Genomic DNA, 24,799 nt, shown 5'->3' with positions numbered 1-24,799 from the left:
TGGGTGCTGGATGCGCCTCCCAGGGGAAGAGACAATCCTGGAGCGTCACACCGCACGGCGTCGCACGGACTACCGGACACGACTGCCGGACACGACTCCAGAGCACAACCACAGGCACAACCACAGGCACACACAGGCACAACCACAGGCACGACCACAGAGCATCACTACGGGGGACAACAGTGGAGACCGCGGACCCGACACCGCACGCGCGCTCAACGGACCGTGAGAGCACCGCAGATGGGCCACCGGCCACCGCACCGCAACTCTCCCTGGAGCTGCTGGTGCACGGCGTCGGCGGCACCACCGCACAGGAAATGCTCGGCGACCCACGCGTCCAGCTCATCACCGGCGACGACACCGCCGCCTGCTACCGCCGCGCGGACGACGCGGACGCCGAGCAGCGGCCCGACGACTACCGCGGCGAACCGGTCCGCGAGGCGTACTGCTGGTCCAACCTCACCTCGGGCAACGGAGCCCGCGCCCTGTGGCTGGTCCTGGTGCCCTTCATGGTCGCCAACCTCGCCCACTGGATGCGCCCGGCCGCCCCGTCCGAGCACCCGGCCCAGCGGATCTACGACCTTCTCGTACGCATCCTCGCCCTCACCCTCACCGTCCTGCTCGCCGCCGCGGCCTGCGAGGTCGCCCTCGACCTCACGGCCTGGCAGTGCGCCGGCACCACCGCCTGCGCCGCCGGCAAATCCTGGATGGGCTTCCTCAGCCCCGACAACTCCGGCTGGTGGAGCGCCCCGGGCCGCCGACTCGCGCTCGCTTCCATGGTGCCGCTGCTCGTCGTCGGCTTCCTGTGGTGGCTCTCGCGCCGCACCTGGAGCGCCTACGAATCCGCCTCACCGCCGCCGCGGCTGCCCGGCACCTCCCGCGGCACCCCGGTCGCCGAACGCACCGCGCTCAGCCGCGACGGCTTCTGGTACGGCCGCCGGCTGGTCGCCCGGCTGCGCGCCGCCCACACCACGGCCGGCGTGCTGACCATCGCCGCCGTACTCCTCGCGGCCGGCGCCCAGGCCGACGGGAGCGTCGGCGGCCACACCGCCCTCGCGGTCATCGGCCGGGCCCTGACCGCCTTGGTCATCCTGCTCGCCGCCGCCACCGTGGTGGTCGTCTGGCGCACCGCCCGCAGCGAGGCCGCACCGGACGACGAGTCCGACCATCTGGTCGTCCGGGCGCTGCCGTTCGCCTCCCTCGGTGTGCTGGCGCTGATCGTCGTGCACACCGGCTGGGCGCGCCCCGGCTCGCACAGCCACGGCGCGCTGCCCGGTGCCGCCGCCTTCGGCGGAATCGCCGTCTTCCAGGGCCTGTTGGTCCTCGCGCTGGCGCTGACCGCCTGGGTCCTGCAGCGCGCCGCCCGCGACGACGCCCGCACCGCCCTGCGCGGCATGGGCGGGCCCGCCGTGGCCCTGCTGGCCTGCGCGGTCGGCGGGGTGCTGTCCGGGGGAGTGGCCCAGCGCTTCGCGGACTGGCTGGACGGCGGCGCGACCCCCGGCCAGGCACACGCTCCCATCCCCGGGCCGCCGGTCCTGCTGTCCTGGCAGGCCTCGGTCCTCCCCGTCCTGCTGGTCGTCGTCGCGATCGTCGTCGTGGTCGCCGCCGTCCGCGTGGTGGTCGTCCGCGGCCGGGTGGCCAAGGACGTCCCCGGGCTCTACGACCCGCGCGAGCACCCCGACGAGCGCCGTACCAAGCGGATCGCCGGCACCATCGCCGGCGCCGGACTCACCGACTCCGCACCGGTCCTGGTCGCGGCCACCGCCGCCGTCACCCTCGTCCTCGGCGCCGGCGCGGTGGCCGGCGCCTGGCTCAGCGACCGGGCGCCGGGCCGCGCCACCGAAGGCGCGCCGCCGGTCGTGCACGCCGCCGCCGCGACCGCGGAATCCCTGGGCTCCTGGCTGATGAGCGCCGGCGTCATACTGCTGATCACCATGGGCCGGCGCGCCTACCGCGACCACTCCGCCCGCCGCACCATCGGCATCCTCTGGGACGTCGGTACGTTCTGGCCGCGCGCCGCCCACCCCTTCGCACCGCCCTGCTACGCCGAGCGCGCCGTCCCCGACCTCACCTGGCGGATGGCCACCTGGACCGAGCGGTTCGACGGCCGGCTGGTGCTCTCCGGGCATTCCCAGGGCAGTGTGCTGGCCGCCGCCGCCGTCTGGCAGCTGGACCTGGTCACCCGCAGCCGGGTCGCGCTGCTGACGTACGGCAGTCCCCTGGAGCGCCTCTACGGACGCTGGTTCCCCGCCTTCTTCGGGCCGCCCGCGCTGACCGGACTGCACCGCGAGATGGACGACTGGCGCAATCTGTGGCGCTTCACCGACCCGATCGGCGGCCCGATCCGGCTCACATGTGACGACGGCCGCCGGATCGACGAGGGACCGTTGCGCGACCCGCTCGCCTTCGGCCGGACCCTGCAGAATCCGCTGCCCGCCCAGATTCTGGGCCATGGCGACTACCAGGCCGACCCGGTCTTCGGCCGGGTGCGCGCCGAGCTGATCGCCCGGCTCGGCCCTGACCTGCCGGGACAGCGGCCCGCCGATGACCGGTCGAGCCGCGGTGCCGCTGCTGGGGACTGCCCGGACGACCGTCCCGCTCAGGGGAGTTCGGGCAGATCGTCCGCGTAGAGCAGGGTCAGGTCGTCGGTGCTCGGGGCGGCCAGCTGTGCCACCCGCCCCGCGTGCCGCTCGACCATCGCCTCGAAGGTCTGCCGTGCGGTACGGCCGTTGCCGAACGACGGCCCCTTGGGCAACGCCGTGAAGTACTTCAGCAGCGCCTCGCCGGCCCCCTCGGCGAGGTGGTACTCATGCTCCTCGCCCTGCTGCTCGACGATCCGCAGCAACTCCTCGGGCGCATAGTCGCCAAAGGTGATGGTGCGTGAGAAACGTGACGCCACACCGGGGTTGACCGCCAGAAAGCGCTCCATCTCGGAGGTGTAGCCCGCCGCGATCACCACCACCGCTTCCCGGTGGTCCTCCATCAGCTTCACCAGCGTGTCGATGGCCTCCCGCCCGAAGTCCCGCCCGGAGTCCTCGGGGGAGAGGGCATAGGCCTCGTCGATGAACAGCACCCCGCCGCGCGCCCGGTCGAACGCCTCCTGGGTGCGGATCGCCGTCGACCCGATGTGCTCGCCGACCAGGTCCACCCGGGACACCTCGACCAGATGCCCGCGCTCCAGCACCGCCAGGGATGCCAGGATCTCGCCGTACAGCCGGGCCACGGTCGTCTTGCCGGTGCCGGGGGAGCCGGTGAACACCAGATGGCGGCGCACCGACGCGGCCTTCAGCCCCGCCGCCTGCCGCCGGCGCCCCACCTCGATCATGTTGATCAGGCTGCGCACCTCACGCTTGACGCTCTCCAGCCCCACGAGGGTGTCCAGTTCGCCCAGCACCTCGTCGGAGGGCCGGCTGCTGACGGCCGGTTCCACGGCCGCCGGGACGGTCTGTGGAACGACCTGTGCCGGGACGTTGCCCAGCAGGCCCGCCGTCTGCGTGGCCTGCTGCACCGCGGGGGCCGCCGCCGCTCCGGCGGCCGGCGTCTGCACGGCGCGGCTCTCGTCGCTGGTGCAGTCCTGGACGGCCGGACCGTCGCCCTGCCCGGCGCCGCCCTCGGCGAACTCGTAGCCGCCGCGCGCACACCGCTCCGTGCGGCACCGCGTCAGCGACGTACGGCATCCGTCGATCACATGGAAGCCGAACCCCGAACTCCCGGTGACCCGGCAGCCCTGGAAGGTGCCGCGGCCCTCCGCGGAGACGTAGAAACCGGCCTCGGCCGGTGAACTGACCGTGCAGCCCTCGATGGTGGGGTCCGCGCCCTTGGTGACGATCACCCCGGTCTGCGCACCGTCGATGGTGCAGTTGGCGAGCGTGCCGCCGCTGCCGTGGTCGCGGAACCACGCCCCGGTCGCCGCTTCCCGGATCCGGCAGTCGTCGAGCTGGACGGTCGCCCCGTCGCTGACCGACACCGCGGTGTTGCGGACCTGCGCGATGTCGCAGTCCACGACGTCGGCGCGGGAGCCCCGGTCCAGTACGAACAGGGCGTCCGGTACGTCGTGCACCCGCGTCGAGTCCAGCAGGGCGGTGGCGCCGTCGCTGACCCATACCGCCGGATAGTCGCCCGTACTGTCATGGATCTCGCACTGGTTGGCGTCCACGCGGGTGCCCGGGTCCCATACGGACAGTCCGTTGCGTCCGAAGTGCCGCACCGTGCTGCGGGTCAGCGTCAGCACCGAACGCGACCGCAGATCGACCGCGTTCTCCGGGATGTCGTGGATGTCGCAGTCGGCGAGCGTGAGCACCGCATCGGTGTCCAGGGTGACGCCGTCGGCGGAGGTGCGGTGCACCGTGCAGTCCGTGAGATGGCCGGTGGCCCGCGCGGCCACCTGGATTCCCGCGCCCTTGATCTCGTACAGCTCGCAGCCCACCGCCTCGACCGCGCTGCCCTCGCCGTTGACCGACAGGCCGGCGCCCGAGGCATGGTGGATCCGGCAGTTCTCCAGCCGCGGATGGGCCCCGCCGCGCACCGCCACTCCGGTCTGCCCGGCGGCCACCACCTCGCACTCCTCGAAGACGCCGCCCGCGCCGTCCAGGACGCTGATGCCCACCCCGCCCGCATTGTCGACCGTGCAGCGGCGCACCGTGGGGCGGGCGCTGCCGCGGACCTCGATGCCGGACGCGGACCGGGTCACCACCCGCAGGCCGGTCAGCTCCGGGGCGCCGTCCTCCACCAGCAGCGCGGGCGAGGCCGAGTCCGTCGCCTCCAGATGCAGATCGTGGACGCTGGCCGAGGCGCGTACCGTCAGCGCCACTCCGTCGGCCGGGGCGATCCGCACCGAACCGCGCGCCCCGTCCGGGCCGCGCAGCGTCACCGCGCGCACCAGCACCAGATTCTCGCGGTAGGTACCGGCCGGGACGGTCAGCACGTCCCCGTCCCCGGCGGCCTCCAGGGCGGCGGCGAGCGAGCTGTACTCCCCTGTGCGGCGCCGCCAACGCGACGTTCCGGAGTGCGTCACCTGGACCGAGCCCTGTGCCATGGCGCTGTCGTGCCCCCACTTCGTGCGGCTGTTGTCGGCCCGGCATCATCCGTCCGCGGATGTCCGCTTTCTGGTCTGCGGGGCCCCAGCCGAGAGGCTGGCGCCACCACCGTAGCGCGCCGGGCGGGCGGCAGTTGACACGGTCAGCCGCCTGGAAAGGCAGCCCCTCAACTCCCCGCGCCGGCCCGGCCCCAGTCCTGGCCCGCGCGCTCCCACTCCTCGTCCCAGCGGCGGAAGCGACGCACCATGAGCTGCCAGACGACCAGCCGCCGGGCGCCCTCGATCATCATGCCGACCCCGGCCGCGGTGCCCAGACCGGCCAGCACCGCATGCGTACCCGCCGTGCTGACGTCCATCGGCCGTGGCACCACCCGGCCCCGGTCGTCCGTCCAGATCCGGAACCGTTCACCGGTCTCCACCGGACGCGGCGCGGCGAGCTGTCCGATGTGCGCGCTGCCGTCCGGGGCCGTCCAGCGGGCGATGACCCGGCGGTGCGCATCGCGCTGCGACGAGGTCTCGGGATCGGGGTCGAGCGGGGCCCGGGAGACCAGCCGGTCGACCGTCACCCACTCCAGATGCCGCTGCTGGTGCTGTATCCGTACGGTCGCCAGCAGCGCGCCGTGTGTGGCCCGTCCGGCGAGCCGGCCCACGGAGGTCGCCCCGAGGGCGACCAGGACGGCGGCGGCGAGCGCCACCCAGGCCTCGATCCGATCGGTCCGGCGCCACAGCGGATTGCGCCGCCAGCGCCATACGCCTCTCATCGCTCGCATCGTGCCCCCTCTCCGAGTCCGTGGATACCTCATCAGGGGTGCTCCGTGCGAGAGTTCCGCGAAGAGAGAACAACTTCACCCGGTACAAAGAGCGACAACCGGACGTATGGCACGTGTCCTGGGCCCGTGGTCCGGCGTACGGCGGGACCGGCGCCGCGGTCAGCGCAGCCGTACCGTCACAGTCACCACGGCGCCCGTCATGCCGGTCTCCGGGGCTCCCTCGGCGACCGCGAAACGGTCCGCCACCAGCCGTGCCAGCCACAGCCCGCGCCCCTTCGGCGCACCGTCCAGGCCCGGCAGCAGCTCGGGGATCACCTCCTCGCTGAACCCGGGCCCCGCATCGCTGATCCGGCACTCCAGCTCGTCGCCCACCCGCCGCAGCACCAGCCGCCCCGAACCGCCCGCATGCTCCACGGCGTTCCCGGCGATCTCGTCCACCGCCAGGACGAACTCGCCGCGCCGCGGCTCGCACAGCCCCTCCCGGGCCGCGCACTCCTCGACCAGCAGCCGCAGCTGCGGCAGCAGCCGGGCGGTGAAGCGCCGCTGCAACAGCCGGCGGCCGGACTCCTCCGCAGGAACCTCGGCCGGATCGGGGCTCACCACGCCCGCACCACCTCCGTCAGGGCCAGCCGCGGCAGCGTCGCCGCACCCAGCCGTCGCAGCAGCCGGCGCTGCCCGCGGTCGCAGCGCACCTCGACCAGATCGTGGCCCGCGGCGCAGCGGGCCAGGGTGAGCAGACCGACGGCGCAGCCGACCGACAGGAAGTGCAGCCGGGTCAGATCCACCGTGAGCCACCGGGCCGGTGCCGTCTGCGCCAGCGCGACCTCCAGCGCTCTGCCGAACGCGGTCTGATTCGCGGCGTCCGCCTCGCCGATGAAGTGCAGTGTGCCGTCCGGGGCGCGCAGTGAGCGCAGGCTGCCCAGGCGTTCCAGGAGGGCGCACGGATGCGCCCGTTCCATGGCGGTGAGCAGCGGGCGGTCGAACCGGCGGCGGTCGTAGGCGCAGACCTCCGTGTACGGCCGGCCGGCGAAGAGCGCCTGCGCGCCGGTCTCGCGGCACGCCATCACACCGAGGTCCGCGCCGAGCGCACGCACCCAGCCCATGTCGATGAACGCCCGCAGGCCCGTGTACCCCTCGGCCGTCGCCCGGTCCGTCTCCGCGTACAGCCGGCCCATCTGGCGCGCGGCCGTGAACTCCGTGTCCGGCCGGATCACCTCATGCATGCTGCTCACCACCAACTGGCCCCGCTCGCGCGCCGACACCGTACTGCCGCTGGGGAAGTCGATCCTGGCCAGTACCTCGTCCTCGGGCACCCCGGGGCAGGGCAGCACCAACACCCTCTCGGCGCGGGACAGCCCGAGCCGTACGAACGCGGTGACGACCTCCCAGCGCACCTCGTCATCGCCGTAGCTGACAAAGGCGTGGTCCCCGGGCCGCAGATGCTGGACGGGAAGGAGACGGTCGCACCCGGTGTCGTTCACAGACATCGACACCAGCTCTCCGTCTTCCGTCGGCCGCTCCCGTCGGCGGAGTCGGGCGCTCACCGCCGACCGTGGTCACCGGGCCGCGGCGGCCCGCAGCCGCCGTGAACGCCCACGGCGCGACGTTGGCGAACGGCCGCGCCGGCCCGTCAGCCGAGTATCTCGAACGGGTCCCCGATACGGATCGTGCCGGCCCCGCGGGGGATCAGATTCTGGCCGAAGACCAGCCGGTCACCGAAGCGGCGATGCCGGGCGAGGGTGCGCAGCGGCTCCTTGCCGCGCTCGGCGGTGCGCTGGTCGGTGGTGGTGACCACACAGCGTGCGCTGGGCTTGGCCACGTCGAAGACCACGTCCCCGATACGGACCCGCTGCCAGTCGTCCTCCGCCCAGGGCGCGGTGCCGTCCACCACCACATTGGGCCGGAAACGGTTCATGGGCAGCGGCCCCTCGTCGGCGTGGTCGCCCTGCGCGATGAGGGAGTTGAGTGCGTCCAGCGACGAGGTGGTGGTCAGCAGCAGCGGGAAACCGTCGGCGAAACTGACCGTGTCACCGGGCTCGCAGTACTGCGGGTCGACGGGGCGGCGCTTCTCCGGGGCGTCGAGATACACCAGCCGGCACTCGACTCCCAGATACCCGCCGAACCACTCGGCCGCCGCCGGGTCCGCGGGCACCGCCTCGACCTCGTCCTTCCAGACCTCGACCGGGACCGTCTCCCCGGAGGCGGGCACCTCGACGGTCAGCGGGCTCCTCCCGGGCGCGGTGAGCCTGAGGCCGCCGCCAGGCAGCCCCTCGGCATGCGCCAATGCCAGTGTCCGCTGCTGTCGTTGGGTGATCTGCCTGCGCTCGGCGTCCACCAGCAGCCAGCGTCGGTCCCCGGCGAGCCCCCACGGCTCCACTACCGCCTCGCCGGGACCGGACCCCGCAATGGATTTGACCGGGTAGAGATGGATCGACTGGAGCGCAGGCTTCGGCATGCCGTCCATCCTGCCAGCAGCCTCGGACAGTTGACCGACGCCCAGGTCAGTACCCGCGCGGGTACTGCCGGCCGTACGGGTCGTCGTACGGCGAGGCCGGCCGGGGCGCGACCGGAGCGGCCGGCCGCATCGCCTCATACCCCGTGCCCATCGGCGGGCGCTGGGGCTGCTGCTGGGACGGATAGCCGCGGGTGCCCGCCTGCTGCGGGATGTACGGCGCCGGAGCCTGCTGCAGCGGGGCGACCGGCTGCGCGGCCGCTCCCGGGTAGCCCTGCGCAGGCGACGGGTAGGAAGGCGCGGCCGGAAGTGCCGGCAGTGCCGAGGGGCGCGCCGGCAAATAGGACGAGCTCGTGTCGTAAGGGGAGGGGTTCACCCGGATCGGGGCGATCTGCGGCGTACCACGTTCGGCGACGAGGCTGTCGTAGATCGGGGTGTCGGGGAAGGAAGGCGAAGCGTAGTAGCCGCCGTAGGTAGAGCGGGGGGAGGTCATGCCTCATAAGTTAAGCCCACGATGTGCCGATTGGGGAGCCTGGAAAGAGGGTTGTTTTGCGTGTTCGGAGCGGTGGTGGATCGCCAATGGGAGCGAACTTGTGGAAATCGGTCGCGATCGCCCGTAGGAATCCTGTAAAGACCCGGCTTCTCGCAGGTGAACAAGGGGCGTTCGGGCGGGCGAGGGCCCAGTAGGTTGGGAGTGCCACCAGTGACGGGGCACGGCGGACGAAAGGAAGGCGCAGCGATGTCGATGCTCAAGGGCAGCAATGTTCCGGTTCCGGCCCCGGAGGTCCGGGTGGAACTGGGCTGGCAGGCGGCCCCGGGGATACCGGACGTGGACGCCTCCGCCCTGCTTCTGGTGTCCGGAAAGGTCCGGGACGACGGAGACTTCGTCTTCTACAACCAGGCCGCACACGCCTCCGGCGCGGTACGCCATGACGGCAAGCGCCCGGCCGGCGCCGCGATGACCGACACCCTCACCGTCGCCCTGGCCTCCGTCGAACCCGCCGTCGACAAGGTGGTGCTGGCCGCCTCCGCCGACGGCGGCACCTTCGGGAGCGTCCCCGGGCTGCACATCCGGGTGCTGGACGCGGCGAGCGGCGCCGAGCTCGCCCGCTTCGACAGCAAGGACGCCGGCACCGAGACCGCCTTCGTGCTCGGCGAGCTCTACCGCCGCCAGGGCGCCTGGAAGTTCCGTGCGGTGGGGCAGGGTTACGACACCGGGCTCGCCGGACTGGCCACCGACTTCGGCATCAGCGTCGAGGAACCGGCGCCGCCGCAGCCCGCGCCGCCGGCCCCCGCCCCCGCCATGCCCGCTTCGCCGCCCCCGGCGCCCGCGCCGCCCATGGCCCCACCGCCCATGGCCCCCGCGCCGCCGTTGCCGACGGGGCAGCCGGCGGCGTCCGTTCCGCCTCCGCCGGGGCAGCCCGCGCCCGCCCCGGCGCCGCCTCCCGTTCGTCTGACAAAAGTCACCCTCACGAAGGACGCCCCAGCCGTCTCCTTGACGAAGCAGGGCGGCACCTCCGGGGCGATGCGGGTGAACCTCAACTGGACCGGCGGCTCGGCGGGCAAGCGGCTCGGCAAGACACTCGGCCGCAAGGCGATGCAGGCCGTGGGCGCCCGCGGCGCGCTGCTGCCCCCCTCCGGCGAGCTCGACCTCGACCTGTGCGCGCTGTACGAACTCACCGACGGCGCCGCCGGTGTGATCCACCCGCTCGGCAACAACTTCGGCGCCCTGCACGCCCCGCCGTTCATCCAGCTCGACGGCGACGACCGCACGGGCGCCGCCGAGACCGGCGAGAACATGACCATCAACCTCGACCACCAGGCACGCATCAAGCGCATCCTGATCTTCGTGACGGTCTACGCCGGCGCCCGCAGTTTCGAGGGCCTGAGCGCGACGGTCACCCTCCAGCCCCAGCACGGCGCCCCCGTCGACTTCTCGCTCGACGCCTGCACGGTGCCCTCCAACGTCTGCGCGCTCGCCCTGATCACCAACACCGGCAGCGAACTCGTCGTCCAGCGCGAGGCCCGCTACCTCGTTCCCGAGCCCGGCGTCAGCCCGCAGCGCACCGTCGACCACGCCTACGGCTGGGGTCTGGACTGGTCACCGGCCCGCAAGTGACGGCGGCACCGGGGGCGCCGCTCAGGGCGCCGGGTACGTCCGTCCCTTCCACGCCGCACCGCGCCCCCGGTAGTGCGCCACCGCCGAGTCCACGGTCATCAGCAGATACAGCAGCGCGGTGAAGGGCAGCAGCGGTGCCCACCACACCGGCTGCCCGTAGTAGCGCAGCATCGGCAGATATGTCCCGCACATCACCGCCCAGGCCGCACCGCCGAGCGCGGCGAGCGTCGTATCGCCGCCGGCCAGTCCGGCCACCAGCGCGACGGGCGGCGCGAGATACACCAGCGCAAGACCGAGGACCGTGCCGAGCAGCAGCAGTGGCTGGTGCCGCAGTTGGGCGTATGCGCTGCGCGAGACCATCCGCCACAGGTCGGCCGGCCGCGGATACGGCCGCACGCTGTCCACCCGGTCCGCAAGCCCCAGCCAGATCTTGCCGCCGGAGCGCTGCACCGCACGGGCCAGCGTCACATCGTCGATCACCGCATTCCGGATCGTCTCCGGAATGCCCGCCCGCTCAGCCGCCTCCCGCCGCAGCAGCACACAGCCGCCGGCCGCCGCCGCGGTGCGCGCCCCGGGACGGTTGACCCGGCGGAAGGGATACAGCTGCCCGAAGAAGTACACGAAGGCCGGCACGATCAGCCGCTCCCAGAAGGTCACCACCCGCAGCCGCGCCATCTGCGACACGAGATCCAGCCCCGCCGACCGCGCCGCCGCCACCAACTCCCGCAGGCTGTCCGGATCATGCGCGATATCCGCATCCGTCAGCAGCAGATACTCGGGTGCGACGCGCTCCCGCGCCAGCGCGATCCCGTGGCGTACGGCCCACAGCTTCCCCGTCCACCCGGGCTCGGGCTCGCCGGGCGAGGACACCGTCAGCGGCAGCCCCCCGCGCGCGGCCGCCAGCTCCCGGGCCCGTGCGCCGGTCCCGTCCGTACTGCCGTCGTCGACCAGGAACACCTCCGCCCGGCCCGGGTACTTCTGCCCGAGCAGCGACGGCAGACTGTCCGGCAGCACCGCGGCCTCGTCCCGCGCCGGGACCACCACCGCGACCGACGGCCAGCGCTCCGGATCCCGGCGGTCCGGCAGCCGTACGTCCGTCCGCCAGAAGAAGCCCTGCCCCAGCAGCAGCCACACCCAGGCCAGCAGCGACCCGGTACCGATCCACTCCATCGCGCTCACGGCCGCAGTCTGCCGCACCGCCACCGGCATGCACCGGCGATCGACACGGTGTCCCGGAACGGGACGGAACGGATCGAGAGGGTGCGGGACGGAATGAAGGGGCGGGACGGCACGCGAGGGCAACGGGCCGGGGGACCGTCCGCCGCCGGCCCGTGGCCCCGGCGGGCCGCCCGGCTGCCGCGCCCGGTATGACAAGCCGGCCGCGCGACTGAGTAAAGTGTCCGGGTGAAGATCGCGCTGATGGACTCCGGGACCGGGCTGCTCGCGGCGGCCGCCGCCATGCGGCGACTGCGGCCGGACGCCGATCTGGTCCTCTCCTCCGATCCCGACGGGATGCCCTGGGGCCCCCGCACCCCCGACGATGTCACCGCACATGCGCTGGCAGTCGCCCGCTCCGCGGCCGCACACCGCCCCGACGCCCTGATCGTCGCCTGCAACACGGCGTCCGTGCATGCGCTGCCGGCGCTCCGCGCCGAACTGGAGCCCCATGTCCCGGTCATCGGCACCGTCCCGGCCATCAAGCCCGCCGCGGCCGGCGGCGGCCCCGTTGCCATCTGGGCCACCCCCGCCACCACCGGCAGCCCCTACCAGCGGGATCTGATCGAGCGGTTCGGACAAGGCGTGGAGGTCACCGGCGTGCCCTGCCCGGGGCTCGCCGACGCGGTCCAGGCCGCCGACGAGGCGGCGATCGACGACGCCATCGCGGCCGCCGCGCATCGCACCCCACGGGACGTGCGCAGCGTGGTCCTGGGCTGCACCCACTACGAGCTGGTCGCCGAACGGATCCGCGCCGCCCTCCAGCAGCCCGGTGCCCCCGCCCTCGTCCTGCACGGCTCCGCCGAGGCGGTCGCCGCCCAGGCGCTGCGCCGCATCGGTGCCGAGCCGGCGCCGGCGGCCGCACCGACCGGCGCACTCAGCGTGATCCTCAGCGGCCGTCCCGCCGGACTGCCGGCCGTGGCGCTCGTCTACGCCGAGGGCCGGCTGCTCGCCGAGAGCCCGACGGACCTCGCCCCGGGGGCCTCCGCCGAGGGCGCTCCGGCGGCCGACGGGGTCGCCTCCGCCGCCCGCCGCTGACGTCAAGCATGGTGTCGGCGGCACCGCAATCCGGGCCGTGAGGGCCCGCCCGACGCGCTGCCATAGCGTGCAAAGACGCGTACGCTGCGTCTCATGAGGGACCACCCCCACGAGGGGGCAGCAGCCCCCGACGACCCTGGCAAGAGCGATGGCGCCGACAGTGGAGCGCGCCCCAGCGGCGGCTCCCATGCAGAGATTCCCGAGGTCTGGCACGGCAGTGCCACCAACCGCATCCAGTGGCTGCTGGCGGCGGTCGGTGCGGGCTGTCTGGCGCTGGGCATCGAGCTCGCCGTCGACAGCAACTGGACCGCGGGCCTCGCGCCCCTGGTGATGTCGGTGGTCGGCTGTGTCGCGGTCGGCCTGCTGGTGCTCTTCGGCACGCTCGCCTACGTCCATGTCGCGGTACGCGTCGACAAGGACTGCCTGGAGGTGCGGTGCGGCCATATAGGGGTGCCACGCCGCCGGATCCCCCTCGACACCGTCGTGGGCGCCGACTTCACCCCGCAGGTCACCCCACGCCACTGGGGCGGCTGGGGCTACCGCTGGCGCCCCGAGCAGGGCACGGCCGTGGTCGTACGCCGCGGTGAGGGCGTCGTGGTGCGGCTCGGCGACGGACGCGACTTCACCATCACCGTCGATGACGCCGAGGGCGCCGTCCGCGCGATCCGGGGCCGGCTGCGGCCGCGCAAGGGAACCCCGGCAGGCGCCTGAACGCCGGGCGGGGCCGCGCACGCGGCACGTCCCACGGCCGGGGTTCCGCCGGGGGTGTCCCGTAGGGTCGGAGCATGGCAACCCCCGATTTCATCCGTGACCTCCGGAGCTCCATCGGCCGGCAGCTGCTCTGGCTGCCCGGGGTGAGTGCGGTCGTCTTCGACGACCAGGGCCGGGTCCTGCTGGGCAAGCGGGCCGACACCGGTGGCTGGTCGGTGATCGGTGGTATCCCCGAGCCCGGTGAACAGCCCGCCGAGACCGCGATGCGCGAGGTCTACGAAGAGACCGCGGTGCGGGTCGTCGCCGAGCGCGTCGTTCTCATCGAGACCATGCCGCCCACCCACTACCCCAATGGCGATATCTGCCAGTTCATGGACGTGACGCTGCGCTGCCGGGCGGTCGGCGGCGAGGCGAAGGTCAACGACGACGAGTCTCTGGACGTGGACTGGTTCGCCGTGGACGCCCTGCCGGAGCTCGAGGAGTACGCGCTGACCCGCATCAAGCGGGCGCTGGAGGCCGGGCCGACGTGGTTCCACGAGATGGGGGAGGAGCCGGACGCGCAGCAGTAGCCCTGAGGGGTCGTCTCCGGGGCGGCCCGGGGTGCTCCGGGGTTTCTCCGGCGGCCGGAAGAGCTACAGCTCCTCCGTCGACGGTTCGTCCATCGGGTCGGAGGGCTCGCCGGGAAGCGGGGGCAGCTGGGACCCGTGGGGTTCGCCGGGCTCCTCGGACGGGCCCGGGTCGGAGGGGTGATCGGCCGGCTCCTCGGTGTGCATCTCCCGCTTGTCCTTGCGGCAGGTCGTGATCTAGGTGCCGGTGGGGCCGCTCTCGTACTGGCAGAACCAGCCCCGCACGGCCAGGGTGCCCCGGTCGTCCCGGGCCTCACGCGGCGCCCGCACGAAGAACTCGGACATCACCCGGCGGGCCTCGTCGCAGCCCACCGTGCCACCGGCCCCGGGATCCGCGAAGAGGGTGACGTCCCCCGCCTTGCCCAGCGCGTCGGGGAGCTCGCCGCAGTCCATCGGCTGCCCGGGAACGGTGGGGGACGCGGAATCGGGGCCGTCGCCCGGAGTCCGGTCCGGGCCCGGACCGATGCCCGGCGCGGACGACGCCGCGGCCGTCGGGTCCCCGCCGTCGTCCCCGCAGCCCGCCGCGGCCAGGGCGAGCAGCACCGTCGGCACGGCGATGAGCCTCCGCATGTCGGTCTCCTTGTGGCGGCGGTGCGCAGACGGCACGCTGCGTCGTACGACGCTAGGGGCGCTCCGGGGGCCCGGCGATCCGGGACGACCGATCGGGTGAAGCCGGCGGGCCGCCAGGAGCGGCGGCGCACCGGCCGCCACGACGGGGCGGGCGGGTGCGGGCACCACATCTGACGTGTGCCGCCACCACCTCCGGCCGGTGAAGTATGGCGCCGGGGCACATCGGAGCCGGACCCGGCCGCTGCCTAAGGTGCCGACATGACCGTGATCGGCACCCCAGGCCCGGTATCCCTCGACCTCGACGGCCGCACCGCGCTCGTCACCGGCGCGGCCAGTGGCATCGGACGCGCCTGCGCCCTGCGGCTGGCGGCGGCCGGCGCCACGGTGCGCGCGGTCGACCGGGACACCGCCGGTCTGAACGGCCTCGTGGCGGCCCACCCGGACGGCGCCCGCGGCGGCATCGAACCCCGGCCGCTGGACCTCACCGATCTGGACGCCGCCGAACGGGCCGCGGCCGGCGCCGATCTGCTCGTCAACAACGCGGGCCTCCAGCTCGTCCGCCCCATCGAGGAGTTCCCGCCCGAGGTCTTCCACCAGGTGCTGACCGTCATGCTGGAGGCGCCCTTCCGGCTGCTGCGCGGCGCACTGCCCCATATGTACGCGCAGGGCTGGGGCCGCGTCATCAACATCTCGTCCGTGCACGGCCTGCGGGCCTCCCCCTTCAAATCCGCGTATGTCGCGGCCAAGCACGGCCTGGAAGGGCTGTCGAAGACCGCCGCCCTGGAGGGCGCCCCGCACGGCGTCACCAGCAACTGCATCAATCCCGGATATGTCCGCACCCCCCTCGTCGAACGGCAGCTCGCCGACCAGGCCGCCGCACACGGCATCCCCGAGGACCGTGTACTGGCCGACCTCCTGCTCGCCGACTCCGCCCTCAAGCGGCTGCTCGAACCGGAGGAGGTCGCCGAGGCCGTGGCCTACCTCTGCACTCCGCAGGCGTCCTTCATGACGGGCACCTCACTGGTGCTGGACGGGGGCTGGACCGCGCATTGAGCGGCCCGCGGTCCGGTACCCGCCCCCGGAGGCTGGCGCACCGCGGCGACCCGAAGGTATCCCTGTGACCATGCCCACCGATCAGCCGACGCCCGAGCCGGACCCCGAGTCCGTGGACGCGTCCCCGCCGCCCGGCCCCGTGGACGTCCGTCCGCCGGAGCCCGTCCCGTACGACCGGGAGCACGACCCGGCCGACGCGCTCGCCCATGACCCGGCCGAGACCCCCTTCCTCGGGCTGCTGGCCACCGGCGCCGCCGCCGAGGAGTACGAGCGGCCGGTGCTGCGCGCCCGCGCCGAGGGCGCGTCCGCAGGCCGGCTCGCCGCACTGGAGCGGGCCAAGCTCCTCGCCCTGCGGGTACGCGCCGAGCTGGAGGGCCGCCGGCGGCGCGAGGAGGAGCTGTCGGCGCTCTATGCCACCGCCCACGACCTGGCCGGGCTGCGCGACCTCGACGCGGTGCTGCGTGCGATCGTGCGCCGGGCCCGTTCCCTCCTGGGCACCGAGGTCGCCTACCTCACCCTCAACGACCCCGCCGCCGGTGACACCTATATGCGGGTCACCGACGGCTCGGTCTCCGCGCGGTTCCAGCAGCTGCGGCTCGGCATGGGCGAAGGCCTGGGCGGGCTGGTCGCACAGACCGCCCGCCCGTACGTCACCGACAGCTACTTCCACGACGAGCGCTTCCGGCACACCCGCACCATCGACTCGGGCGTCCACGACGAGGGCCTGGAGGCGATCCTCGGGGTGCCGCTGATGCTCGGCAGCGGCGTGATCGGCGTACTCTTCGCCGCCGACCGCCGCGAGCGGGTCTTCGAGCACGGCCAGATCGCACTGCTCGCCGCCCATGCGGCGCATGCCGCCGTCGCGATCGACACCGCCAACCTCCTCTCCGAGACCCGTAAGACACTCACCGAACTGGAGGCCGCGAACGAGATCATCCGCGACCGCAGCTCGGTCATCGAGCGCGCCTCGGACATCCACGACCGGCTGACCGAACTGGTGCTGCGCGGCGGCGGGGTCCAGGACGTGGCGGACGCGGTGGCGGAAGTCCTGGACGGCGAGGTCGAGTTCACCGATCCCGGCCGGGCGCCGGCCGAGGCACTGGCCCGCTCCCGCGCCGACGGCCACGCCGTACGGGAGGGCACCGAATGGGTCGCGGCGGTCGGGGCGGGCGGTGAGGTGCTGGGCGCCCTCGTACTGCGCGGTCACCCTGCCCTCGACCCGGTCGACCAGCGCACCCTGGAGCGGGCCGCCATGGTCACCTCCCTGCTCCTGCTCGCCCGGCGGACCGCCGGCGAGGCCGAACAGCGGGTGCGCGGCGAACTGTTGGACGACCTTCTGGACGCCGCCGACCGCGACCCCCGCCTGCTCGGCGAACGCGCGGCCCGCGTCGGCGCGGACCTCGACGCACCGCATATCGTCCTGGCGGCCCGGACCGACGGTGCACCACCGGCGCACGGGGCTCCGCCGTCCGACGGCGACGCCGCGTCCCACCCCGACGCCCACCCGCACGGCGTCGACCGCCGCCGCATATGGTCGGCGGCCTCCCACCTCGCCGCCACCCGCCATGGACTGGCCGCCGTACGGGACGGCGGCGCCGTTCTGCTGCTGCCGCTCGGCCCCGACGACGACCCGGCGCACACCGCCCGCGAGATCGCCGACCGGCTCGGTGCCGCGCTGCACCAGCCCGTCACGGTCGGCGCCTCGGCCCTGGTCCCGGCCCCTGCGGCCCGCCCCGCGGCGGTCGCGGACGCCTACGCGGAGGCGCGGCGCTGCCGGGAGGCACTGCGGGTGCTGGGCCGGGCGGGCCAGGGGGCGGCCGCCGCCGACTTCGGCTTCCTCGGTCTGCTGCTCGCCGACACCCGCGACGTGGACGGCTTCGTCGACCGCACGCTCGGCGCGGTCGCCGATTACGACGCCCGCCGCGGTACGGAGTTGCTGCGCACCCTCGGCGCCTACTTCGCCTGCGGAATGAGCCCGGCCCGTACCAAGGACGCGCTGCACGTCCATGTGAACACCGTCGCCCAGCGCCTGGAGCGGGTGAGCCGGCTGCTGGGACCCGACTGGCAGACCCCGGCCCGTGCTCTGGAAATCCAGCTGGCGCTGCGGCTGCACCAGCTGTCCTCCGCCGTGGCGCGCGATACCGGTGCGTAGCCGGGTCCCGTGATCCGCGCCGGGCCCCGGACCGGCCGGTACCGATAGCCGCCTCCGGGTGCGCGATGCCGCGACCTGCGGCAGCGTGGTGCCGAAGCTTTCCCCCTTCCCACGGGACAAAGGAGTTCGTCATGGGTGACAAAGGCGGCATGGACAAGATGAAGGGCAAGGCCAAGCAGAAGGCCGGCAAGGCCATGGGCGACGAGCGGATGAAGAGCGAAGGCCGCACGGACGAGACCAAGGGCAAGGCCAAGGGCGCGATCGGCAACGCCAAGGAGAACATCCAGGGGATGAAGGACTCCCTGAAGGGCAAGAGCCACTCCTGACGCCCGGCGGGGGCGTGGCGGACCTGCTGCCCCGTCTCCCGGAGCGTCCCCGGGCCCGCCACGCCCCCGCCGAACATCAGGTTCCCGGACCCTCGGGGCCTGCCTTTCGATCACGGCCGGCCCGGCCGTGATCCGAAAGGCACGCTCTAGGACGGTACGGCGGAGGACGCCCCGCCCTCCGCCGCTCCCGGGTCCGACGCACGGAGCGCGCCCGCCGTCGCCGTCCCGTCCACCGTGGCGAGATCCCGGCTACGGGTCTCGCGTGCCACGCCCACCGCGACCAGCGTCAGCAGCGCGGCGGCGATGACGTACAGGGCGATCGGCGTCGGGCTGTCGAAGTCGGCGAGCAGCGCGGTCGCGATCAGCGGGGCGGGCGCGCCGGCCGCGACCGAGGAGAACTGGGCACCGATCGAGGCGCCCGAGTACCGCATCCGGGTCGCGAACATCTCCGCGAAGAAGGCCGCTTGCGGCGCATACATCGCACCGTGGAAGACCAGCCCGACGCTCACCGCGAGCAGCAGCAGCCCGAACTGGCGGGAGTCCACCAGCGCGAAGAACGGGAACGCCCAGGCGGCGACGCCGACCGCGCCCAGGAGATAGACCGGCCGGCGCCCGATCCGGTCCGAGAGCGCGCCCCAGGCGGGGATGACCGCGAAGTGCAGCGCCGAGGCGATCAGCACGGCGTTGAGGGCGGTCTGCTGGGACAGTCCGGTGTGCGAGGTCGCATAGACCAGCACGAACGCCGTGATCACGTAGTACGAGATGTTCTCGGCCATCCGCGCCCCCATCGCGATCAGCACATCCCGCCAGTGGTACTTGAGCACCGCCACCAACGGCGGCTTCTCCACGGCGGCGCCCTCCGCCCGCCGTACCTCGGCGCTCGCCACCGCGGCCTTGAACACGGGCGATTCATCCACCGAGAGCCGGACCCACAGCCCCACGACGACCAGTACGCCCGAGAGCAGGAACGGCACCCGCCACCCCCAGGACGCGAACGCCGCGTCCGACAACAGCGCTGTCATCACCGACAGCACCCCGGTGGCCAGCAACTGCCCGGCGGGTGCGCCGGTTTGCGGCCAGGACGCCCAGAATCCACGCCGCCGTGCGTCACCGTGCTCCGACACCAGCAGCACCGCGCCGCCCCATTCACCGCCCAGCGCAAACCCCTGGACCAGCCGCAGCACGGTCAGCAGCACCGGCGCCGCGGTACCGACCGTCGCATGCGTGGGCAGCAACCCGATCGCGAAGGTCGCGCCGCCCATCATCAACAGGCTCAGCACCAGCAGCTTCTTACGTCCCAGCCGGTCCCCGTAATGCCCGAAGACCAACGCCCCGACGGGCCGCGCCGCAAAGCCCACCGCGTAGGTCAGAAACGACAACAGGGTCCCGACGAGCGGATCGGAGCCGGGGAAGAACAGCTTGTTGAACACCAGCGCGGCGGCAGATCCGTAGAGAAAGAAGTCGTACCACTCGACGGTGGTGCCGATGAGGCTGGCGGCGACGATGCGCTTGAGGCTGGTGGGCGCGGGCGGGGAGGTTGCGGGGGCGGCCATGGTCACCACTTCCGGGCGGGTACGGGGACGTTGAGGTGTCGCCACACCGTAGAAACGCCCAGGTCAGGCGCACATGTGGCGGGACACCACACTTTGGGCTCCGACCGTGCGCGCGGGCACCATGACGTGATGCAGAGGGGGTGCCGGGGGCGAAGTAAGCCTCAGGCCTCGGCCGGTGCCGATGCCGCTTTTGGTCAGTTTTGCGGTGCGGTGCTGACTCCCGTGCTGACTGAAGTCCCATGCCATCACCCCTGATCGCCCCACCCGTGCTGACCAGCGATGGGCGCCGGCCCACGCCGAACTCGAACTGCTGCGAGCGGGAAGGCCTCCATCACGATCGAGGAGACACGGCACTAGGCGTCCCGGTATCGGTCCCGGACCTCGGGGCATTGCTGGAAGCCGGCTGACTTGTAGGTGGCGACGGCTCCCACATTGGAGCTCGGGGTGCAGACGATCGCGCTCGACGAGCCCAACTCCTGGAGTGCGGCCGCCGCGGCGACGGTGATCGCCTCGCCGTAGCCGTGACGGCGATGTTCCCGGTGCACGCCCATCGGTTCGAGCAACCCGGGCCTACCCGGACCGGCCGACCACACCGTCACCGCCGCCACCGCGTGGCCCTGGTCGTCGTACGCGACCAGACACCGGGCGTCGGCGTACGGCAATCCGGCCGCCATCGCGTGCCAGCGCTCGTCCGTGAACCTCGACCCGTCGAACGCTGCCCGATGTACGGCGGCAAACACGTGCGCCTGCTCCGGCCCGACCACCTCGATCCGCACGCCTGGGTACTTCACCGGCTCCGTGAGGTCGCGGCGCAGCGGCGTCCACGGCTCGTCGGCGTTCCAGCCGTCCTCGAACAGCAGATCTTGGACCAGCGCGCCTGTCGGCGCCTCGATGTTCACCTTCCCCTCGGGCAGCACGCCGCGCTCCGGCTCGGTCACGTCGTCAACCAACTGCTGCGCCAGTTCCTCCTCCCGCTGAGCGTCCGGCGCGACCGTCAGCCGCAGCAGCCCGGGACCGTCCAGCAGCCCGACGGCGAGTGTCTGTCCGTCCCGGCTCCACGTCCTGACCGCCGCGGCGGTTGCTTCCGCACCTGACCGCCAGAACCAGCCCAGGTCCCCCGGATGCAGTTGCATCGGCGCCCCGTCGTACTGCCACTTCCGCAGCACCCCCACGGCCTGGCTCAGCCCGTCGACTCCCGACTTGCCCAACACGATCGCCATACGCCCGATCACACACCACCGCACCGACAGTCCGCACCCGGTTTCCGACCGGCCGGCGTGGTGCGGGTTCGGTGACGCCGGACCGGATGGCGGGGCCGTGCCGGGCCCCGCCGCTGATGTCGTCGTGCTCCGTGACCCGTCGCGTACTCAGGTCGTTCGCGAGCCGCTGCAGGGACGATTCGTCCAGGCCAACCGGTCAGGCCTCGCCCATGTCGGGCAGGAGGCGGGTGAAGGAGACCGGGAGGCGTTCCGGGCCGCGCAGGATCGCGTTCTCCCGGTAGGGCGGGGGATCGGCGACCAGGCGCGGTGACTCCAGCCGGCGGGCGAGTGCCGTCAGGGCGATCTGCGCTTCGGCGCGGGCGAGGGTGGCGCCGATGCAGTAGTGGATGCCGCCGCCGAACCCGAGGTGGGCGTTGTCGGTGCGGTCGGGTACGAACCGGTCAGGGTCCGCGAAGCGCTGCGGGTCGCGGTTGCCGGCGGTCAGGAGCAGCCGGACGCGTGAGCCCTTGGGGATGGTGGTGCCGGCGATGTCGATGTCGGCCAGGGTGCTGCGTCCGGACATCTGAACCGGCGGATCGTAACGCAGCACCTCCTCCACGAGCGGAGTGGCGAGATCGGGGTCGGTGCGCAGCCGGGCGAGGGCATCGGGGTGGCGCAGCAGAGCGAGGGTGCCGTTGGCGATGAGATTGACGGTGGTCTCGTGGCCGGCGATGAGCAGCAGGCCGAGCGTGACGCGGAGGTCCACGGGATCCATGGGGCCGTCGCGATCCTGGCCGTGCATCAGGCCGGAGAGCAGGTCGTCGCCGGGGGCGCTGTCATGCCGAGCGATGAGCCCTTCGAGATACTGCTGCAACTCGGTCCGCGTCTGCTGGAGTTCGCGGATCTCGTCCTCGGTCTGGGTGTCGATGGGGTCCAGGCCCCGGGTGAGCCGACGGGCGAGACTGCCGAAGAGGGATTCGTCCTCGCGTGGCACGCCGAGCAGTTCACAGATGACGGTCACGGGCAGGGGATAGGCCAGGTCGCCGACGACGTCCAGCACTCCGGCCTGTTCGCTGGTGTGCGCGTCGAGCAGCCCGGTGACGAGTGCGTCGATGTGGTCGCGCATCTCCATGACGCGGGGTACGAACTGCTGGGTGACCAGGCGGCGCAGCTGGTCGTGGCGGGGCGGGTCCTCGACCAGCAGGCTCTTGCGGATCGGCCGCTGTTGTTGCGGGGGGAGCCGGTCGGCGCTGATGCGCGGGTCGCGCAGCAGCAGGCTGATCTCGCGGTGGCCGCTGGCCAGCCAGGTGCCGTCGTCCATGCGCACGACCGGCTGCCGGAGCAGCTGCTCGTAGTAGGGGTAGGGGTTGGCGCGGTGCTCGTGGCGGAGGGCCTGCGCGAACAGCGCTGAGGCCGTGGTCCGGTGGGTGGTTGAGCTCGTGGTCGAGGCCATGGTGGATTTACCTCACTCGTGTCCGGCCAGGACGGACGGGGCGGACGGCATGGACGGTATGGACGGCCGGCCCGGTGCGGGGGCGGCGGGCCGGGGGAACGCAGGGTCGAGCGGATGGGGGCGGTCTGGTCCGTCGGTCGCGTTGAGCACCGGGGGGAAGGGCGCGCCGGCCTCGATCAGGGCGGCGTATCCGTCCAGCACTTGGGGAGAGTCCACCGCGACGGCGGCGACCAGACGGCCGCGTCGACCGTAGGCGGCCACGAACCGCCGCTGGTCGGGCGAGCCCTGGGTGACGACGACCTGATCGGCCAGGGCGGGCAGCCCCAGGCACTTGAGGTTGACCCCGAACTGGTTGGACCAGAACGCCGGCAGGGGGCGATGGGTCCGAGGCGTACGCGACCCGTGGGCCATGTTGTGCGCGGCGGTCCGGGCCTGCGCGACGGCGTTGTCCCAGTGGTCCAGGCGCAGGAGCTGCCCGGGGTAGAGCGGGTGCGGCCAGCGGGCGACGTCACCGGCGGCGAAGACGTCCGCCACCGGTGTCCCGTCGTCGGCCAGGGCCCGGCAGGAGTCGTCGCACACCACCCCGCGGACATCGGCGGCCAGCCCGGAGCCGGTCAGCCACTCGGTGTTGGCGACGGCGCCGGCGGCGACCACGGCCACCTCGGCCTCCACCACGGTGCCGTCGGAGAGGGCCGCCCGCCGCAAGTTGCCGTGGGCGTCGCCTTCCAGCGTCCGGACCGTGGTGCCCAGCCGCAGGTCCACCCCGGCATCGCGGTACCAGCCGGTCACGGCGCCGCCGATCACGCCGCCCAGCGCACTCACCAACGGGGTGTCGCCGCGCTGCGTCACGGTCACGTCGAGGTTCAGGTCGCGGCAGACCGAGGCGACCTCGCCGCCGGTGAAGCCGGCGCCGATCACCAGCACCCGGTCCGGCCCGCCGGCCAGTGCCGTGCGCAGCCGGTCGGCGTCGTCGCGGGATCGCAGCACATGCACCCCGTGCAGGGCACCGCCCTGCTGCTGGGGCCAGGGCCGGGCCCGGGTGCCGGTGGCGATCAGCAGCCGGTGATACGGCACTTCCCGCCCGTCCGCCAGCGCCACCCGGCGTTTGGGCAGGTCAACGCCGGTCGCGCGGGTGCCGAGCAGCCATCGGGCGTCGATGTTGCGCGCCCGGGGCAGCACGGTGTGGTCGGTGGGCAGCCAGCCGGACAGGACCGCCTTCGACAGCGGCGGCCGGTCGTAGGGCGCATACGGTTCGTCGCCGATGAGCGTGAGCTCACCGTCGAACCCTTCGTCGCGCAGTGCCTCGGCGGCGCGCAGTCCGGCCAGGGAGGCTCCGACCACGACGATGCGCTCGGGGCCGTTCACCGGGCACGTTCCGGGGCCAGGGGCGCGGGCTCGGTTGCCCTGCCCAGAGCGATGGCCTGTACGGGACACGCAGCGGCGGCCCGCTCGACCTCGCGGCGGGTACGTGGATCGGGCGCGTAGTCGTATTCCAGCGCCTCCTCACCGTGGAACCGGAAGACGGTCGGTGCGGCGTAGACGCACTGTCCATAGCTCTGGCATCGGTTCAGATCCACGACGAGCCGGAGCTCGTCGGGTGGCGGATCGGTGGGCATTTCTTCGCTCTCCTCCCAGGTCGGCGGGGGTTCGGCGGCTCTTCGGGCGGTTGTCGGGCGTCGCCCTGCGACGATCCCGCTGGTTCGATCGCCTCCGCCATTCAGATAGCAACCACTATTCGAACTGTACACGTTATCGGCGCATTGACGTAGCAGTCACTATCCGAATAGCATCGGCCATATGAGTACCGACCGAGATGAACCCGCGCGGCAGCGGCTCACCCGTGCGGAGGCCAAGGCCCGCACCCGGCGACTGCTGCTGGACGCGGCGGCCCGGGTCTTCGCCCGCAAGGGCTTCGCCGGTGCCTCGGTGGAGGAGATCGCCGAGTCCGCGGGCTTCTCCATCGGCGCGCTGTACTCCAACTTCAGCGGCAAGGAGGCTCTCTTCCTGGAGCTGATGGCCGAACGCGGTATGGGCCGCGTGGCCGAGGCCGCCCAGACCCTCGACCGTCACGAGGCGGGCACCGGTGAGGCCGCCGCCGAGCTGGGACGTCTGTTGGTGCACGTCGCCGACAAGGACACCGATTTCGCGCCGCTCCAGGCCGAGTTCTGGCTCTACGCCGTACGCAACCCCCATGTCCTCGACACGATGGCCGCCGCCCTGCGCGAACCGCGCCAGGCGCTGGAAGGCCTGATCGACACCTGGCTCGCGGAGCAGGGCGCACCCGCCGAGGTCCCCGCCGACTCCGTGGCCACGGTCGTGACGGCGCTGTTCCAGGGGCTGGTGCGCTTGCGGCGCGTCGATCCCGACAGCGTTCCCGAAGAGCTCTTCGGCCAGGCCCTGCGATGGCTGTTCAGCGGCATCGGCGCGGACCCCGCACCGGACCGCCCCACCGACCACGACTGACCGACGCGGCGCCCCTGATCGCCCCGCGGCCGCCAGCGGCGGCGGGTGCCCCGCGCGCACCGCT

23 protein-coding genes are annotated in these 24,799 nt (G+C 73.1%); 9 read left to right on the top strand and 14 right to left on the bottom strand.

The window, feature by feature from the left end; all coding sequences use genetic code 11:
* The first annotated feature begins 182 nt into the window (after window positions 1-182).
* Complete coding sequence (locus ACWGI6_RS11385) at window positions 183-2,630, top strand: hypothetical protein (protein ID WP_453267271.1); 2,448 nt, start codon at window positions 183-185, stop codon at window positions 2,628-2,630.
* Here ACWGI6_RS11385 and ACWGI6_RS11380 read toward each other — a convergent pair.
* From ACWGI6_RS11380 to ACWGI6_RS11355, 6 genes are all read right to left on the bottom strand, one after another.
* Window positions 2,600-5,035, bottom strand: a complete 2,436-nt coding sequence (locus ACWGI6_RS11380) for a right-handed parallel beta-helix repeat-containing protein (RefSeq protein WP_453267270.1) — start codon at window positions 5,033-5,035, stop codon at window positions 2,600-2,602. The genes ACWGI6_RS11385 and ACWGI6_RS11380 overlap by 31 nt on opposite strands.
* Before the next feature lie 167 nt (window positions 5,036-5,202).
* A complete protein-coding gene (locus ACWGI6_RS11375; protein WP_453267269.1) occupies window positions 5,203-5,796 on the bottom strand; it encodes an Rv1733c family protein in 594 nt (197 codons plus the stop codon).
* Between the two features lie 168 nt (window positions 5,797-5,964).
* The gene (locus ACWGI6_RS11370) at window positions 5,965-6,408 is read right to left on the bottom strand and encodes an ATP-binding protein (RefSeq protein WP_453267268.1); all 444 of its coding nucleotides are present in this window, start codon (window positions 6,406-6,408) and stop codon (window positions 5,965-5,967) included.
* On the bottom strand, window positions 6,402-7,292 hold the full coding sequence (locus ACWGI6_RS11365; protein WP_453267267.1) for an MEDS domain-containing protein: 891 nt from the start codon (window positions 7,290-7,292) through the stop codon (window positions 6,402-6,404). The genes ACWGI6_RS11370 and ACWGI6_RS11365 overlap by 7 nt, the downstream gene beginning before the upstream one ends.
* 143 nt (window positions 7,293-7,435) lie before the next feature.
* Window positions 7,436-8,260, bottom strand: a complete 825-nt coding sequence (locus ACWGI6_RS11360; RefSeq protein ID WP_453267266.1) for an MOSC domain-containing protein — start codon at window positions 8,258-8,260, stop codon at window positions 7,436-7,438.
* Window positions 8,261-8,306: 46 nt separating this feature from the next.
* Window positions 8,307-8,750 carry a DUF6643 family protein gene (locus tag ACWGI6_RS11355; protein ID WP_453267265.1) on the bottom strand — a complete coding sequence of 148 codons (444 nt, stop codon included), beginning with the start codon at window positions 8,748-8,750 and terminating at the stop codon, window positions 8,307-8,309.
* 246 nt (window positions 8,751-8,996) lie between these two features.
* Here ACWGI6_RS11355 and ACWGI6_RS11350 point away from each other — a divergent pair, with 246 nt between their 5' ends.
* Entirely contained in the window at window positions 8,997-10,376 is a 1,380-nt protein-coding gene (locus tag ACWGI6_RS11350) for a TerD family protein (RefSeq protein WP_453267264.1), read from the top strand.
* A gap of 21 nt (window positions 10,377-10,397) precedes the next feature.
* Here ACWGI6_RS11350 and ACWGI6_RS11345 read toward each other — a convergent pair whose 3' ends face one another.
* Entirely contained in the window at window positions 10,398-11,546 is a 1,149-nt protein-coding gene (locus tag ACWGI6_RS11345) for a glycosyltransferase (protein ID WP_453267293.1), read from the bottom strand.
* A gap of 234 nt (window positions 11,547-11,780) precedes the next feature.
* On the opposite strand from ACWGI6_RS11345, the gene ACWGI6_RS11340 reads away from it, so the two are divergent.
* The 3 genes from ACWGI6_RS11340 (at window position 11,781) to ACWGI6_RS11330 (ending at window position 13,909) form a co-directional block, all read left to right on the top strand.
* Window positions 11,781-12,629: a glutamate racemase gene (locus ACWGI6_RS11340; protein ID WP_453267263.1), complete on the top strand. Its 849-nt coding sequence runs from the start codon at window positions 11,781-11,783 to the stop codon at window positions 12,627-12,629.
* A 93-nt stretch (window positions 12,630-12,722) separates the two neighbouring features.
* Window positions 12,723-13,340, top strand: a complete 618-nt coding sequence (locus ACWGI6_RS11335; RefSeq protein WP_453267262.1) for a hypothetical protein — start codon at window positions 12,723-12,725, stop codon at window positions 13,338-13,340.
* A 74-nt stretch (window positions 13,341-13,414) separates the two neighbouring features.
* Window positions 13,415-13,909 carry an NUDIX hydrolase gene (locus ACWGI6_RS11330; RefSeq protein ID WP_453267261.1) on the top strand — a complete coding sequence of 165 codons (495 nt, stop codon included), beginning with the start codon at window positions 13,415-13,417 and terminating at the stop codon, window positions 13,907-13,909.
* 63 nt (window positions 13,910-13,972) lie between these two features.
* On the opposite strand, the gene ACWGI6_RS11325 is transcribed toward ACWGI6_RS11330, so the two are convergent.
* Together ACWGI6_RS11325 and ACWGI6_RS11320 are read right to left on the bottom strand one after the other, a co-directional pair.
* On the bottom strand, window positions 13,973-14,113 hold the full coding sequence (locus ACWGI6_RS11325; protein ID WP_453267260.1) for a hypothetical protein: 141 nt from the start codon (window positions 14,111-14,113) through the stop codon (window positions 13,973-13,975).
* Window positions 14,114-14,143: 30 nt separating this feature from the next.
* On the bottom strand, window positions 14,144-14,536 hold the full coding sequence (locus tag ACWGI6_RS11320) for a hypothetical protein (RefSeq protein WP_453267259.1): 393 nt from the start codon (window positions 14,534-14,536) through the stop codon (window positions 14,144-14,146).
* A 258-nt stretch (window positions 14,537-14,794) separates the two neighbouring features.
* Between ACWGI6_RS11320 and ACWGI6_RS11315 the strand changes: the two genes are divergently transcribed.
* From ACWGI6_RS11315 to ACWGI6_RS11305, 3 genes are all read left to right on the top strand, one after another.
* On the top strand, window positions 14,795-15,589 hold the full coding sequence (locus ACWGI6_RS11315) for a 3-hydroxybutyrate dehydrogenase (protein ID WP_453267258.1): 795 nt from the start codon (window positions 14,795-14,797) through the stop codon (window positions 15,587-15,589).
* 70 nt (window positions 15,590-15,659) lie between these two features.
* Complete coding sequence (locus ACWGI6_RS11310) at window positions 15,660-17,741, top strand: helix-turn-helix domain-containing protein (protein ID WP_453267257.1); 2,082 nt, start codon at window positions 15,660-15,662, stop codon at window positions 17,739-17,741.
* Window positions 17,742-17,872: 131 nt separating this feature from the next.
* Window positions 17,873-18,067, top strand: a complete 195-nt coding sequence (locus ACWGI6_RS11305; protein WP_453267256.1) for a CsbD family protein — start codon at window positions 17,873-17,875, stop codon at window positions 18,065-18,067.
* A gap of 146 nt (window positions 18,068-18,213) precedes the next feature.
* Here ACWGI6_RS11305 and ACWGI6_RS11300 read toward each other — a convergent pair whose 3' ends face one another.
* The 5 genes from ACWGI6_RS11300 to ACWGI6_RS11280 form a co-directional block, all read right to left on the bottom strand.
* Entirely contained in the window at window positions 18,214-19,620 is a 1,407-nt protein-coding gene (locus ACWGI6_RS11300) for an MFS transporter (protein WP_453267255.1), read from the bottom strand.
* Window positions 19,621-19,973: 353 nt separating this feature from the next.
* On the bottom strand, window positions 19,974-20,840 hold the full coding sequence (locus ACWGI6_RS11295; protein ID WP_453267254.1) for a GNAT family N-acetyltransferase: 867 nt from the start codon (window positions 20,838-20,840) through the stop codon (window positions 19,974-19,976).
* Between the two features lie 196 nt (window positions 20,841-21,036).
* Window positions 21,037-22,272, bottom strand: coding sequence for a cytochrome P450 (locus ACWGI6_RS11290; protein ID WP_453267253.1), 1,236 nt, complete (start codon window positions 22,270-22,272; stop codon window positions 21,037-21,039).
* Window positions 22,273-22,284: 12 nt separating this feature from the next.
* Entirely contained in the window at window positions 22,285-23,637 is a 1,353-nt protein-coding gene (locus ACWGI6_RS11285) for an NAD(P)/FAD-dependent oxidoreductase (RefSeq protein WP_453267252.1), read from the bottom strand.
* Window positions 23,634-23,888: a ferredoxin gene (locus ACWGI6_RS11280; protein ID WP_393907929.1), complete on the bottom strand. Its 255-nt coding sequence runs from the start codon at window positions 23,886-23,888 to the stop codon at window positions 23,634-23,636. Before ACWGI6_RS11280 ends, ACWGI6_RS11285 begins: the two co-directional genes overlap by 4 nt.
* Window positions 23,889-24,069: 181 nt before the next feature.
* On the opposite strand from ACWGI6_RS11280, the gene ACWGI6_RS11275 reads away from it, so the two are divergent.
* A complete protein-coding gene (locus ACWGI6_RS11275) occupies window positions 24,070-24,735 on the top strand; it encodes a TetR/AcrR family transcriptional regulator (RefSeq protein ID WP_453267251.1) in 666 nt (221 codons plus the stop codon).
* The last annotated feature ends 64 nt before the right edge of the window (window positions 24,736-24,799 follow it).

It is taken from the genome of Streptomyces sp. NPDC054786, from assembly GCF_053611685.1.
The sequence above is the reverse complement of the archived record's forward strand: the minus strand, read 5'-3'. Positions and strand labels throughout refer to the sequence as shown.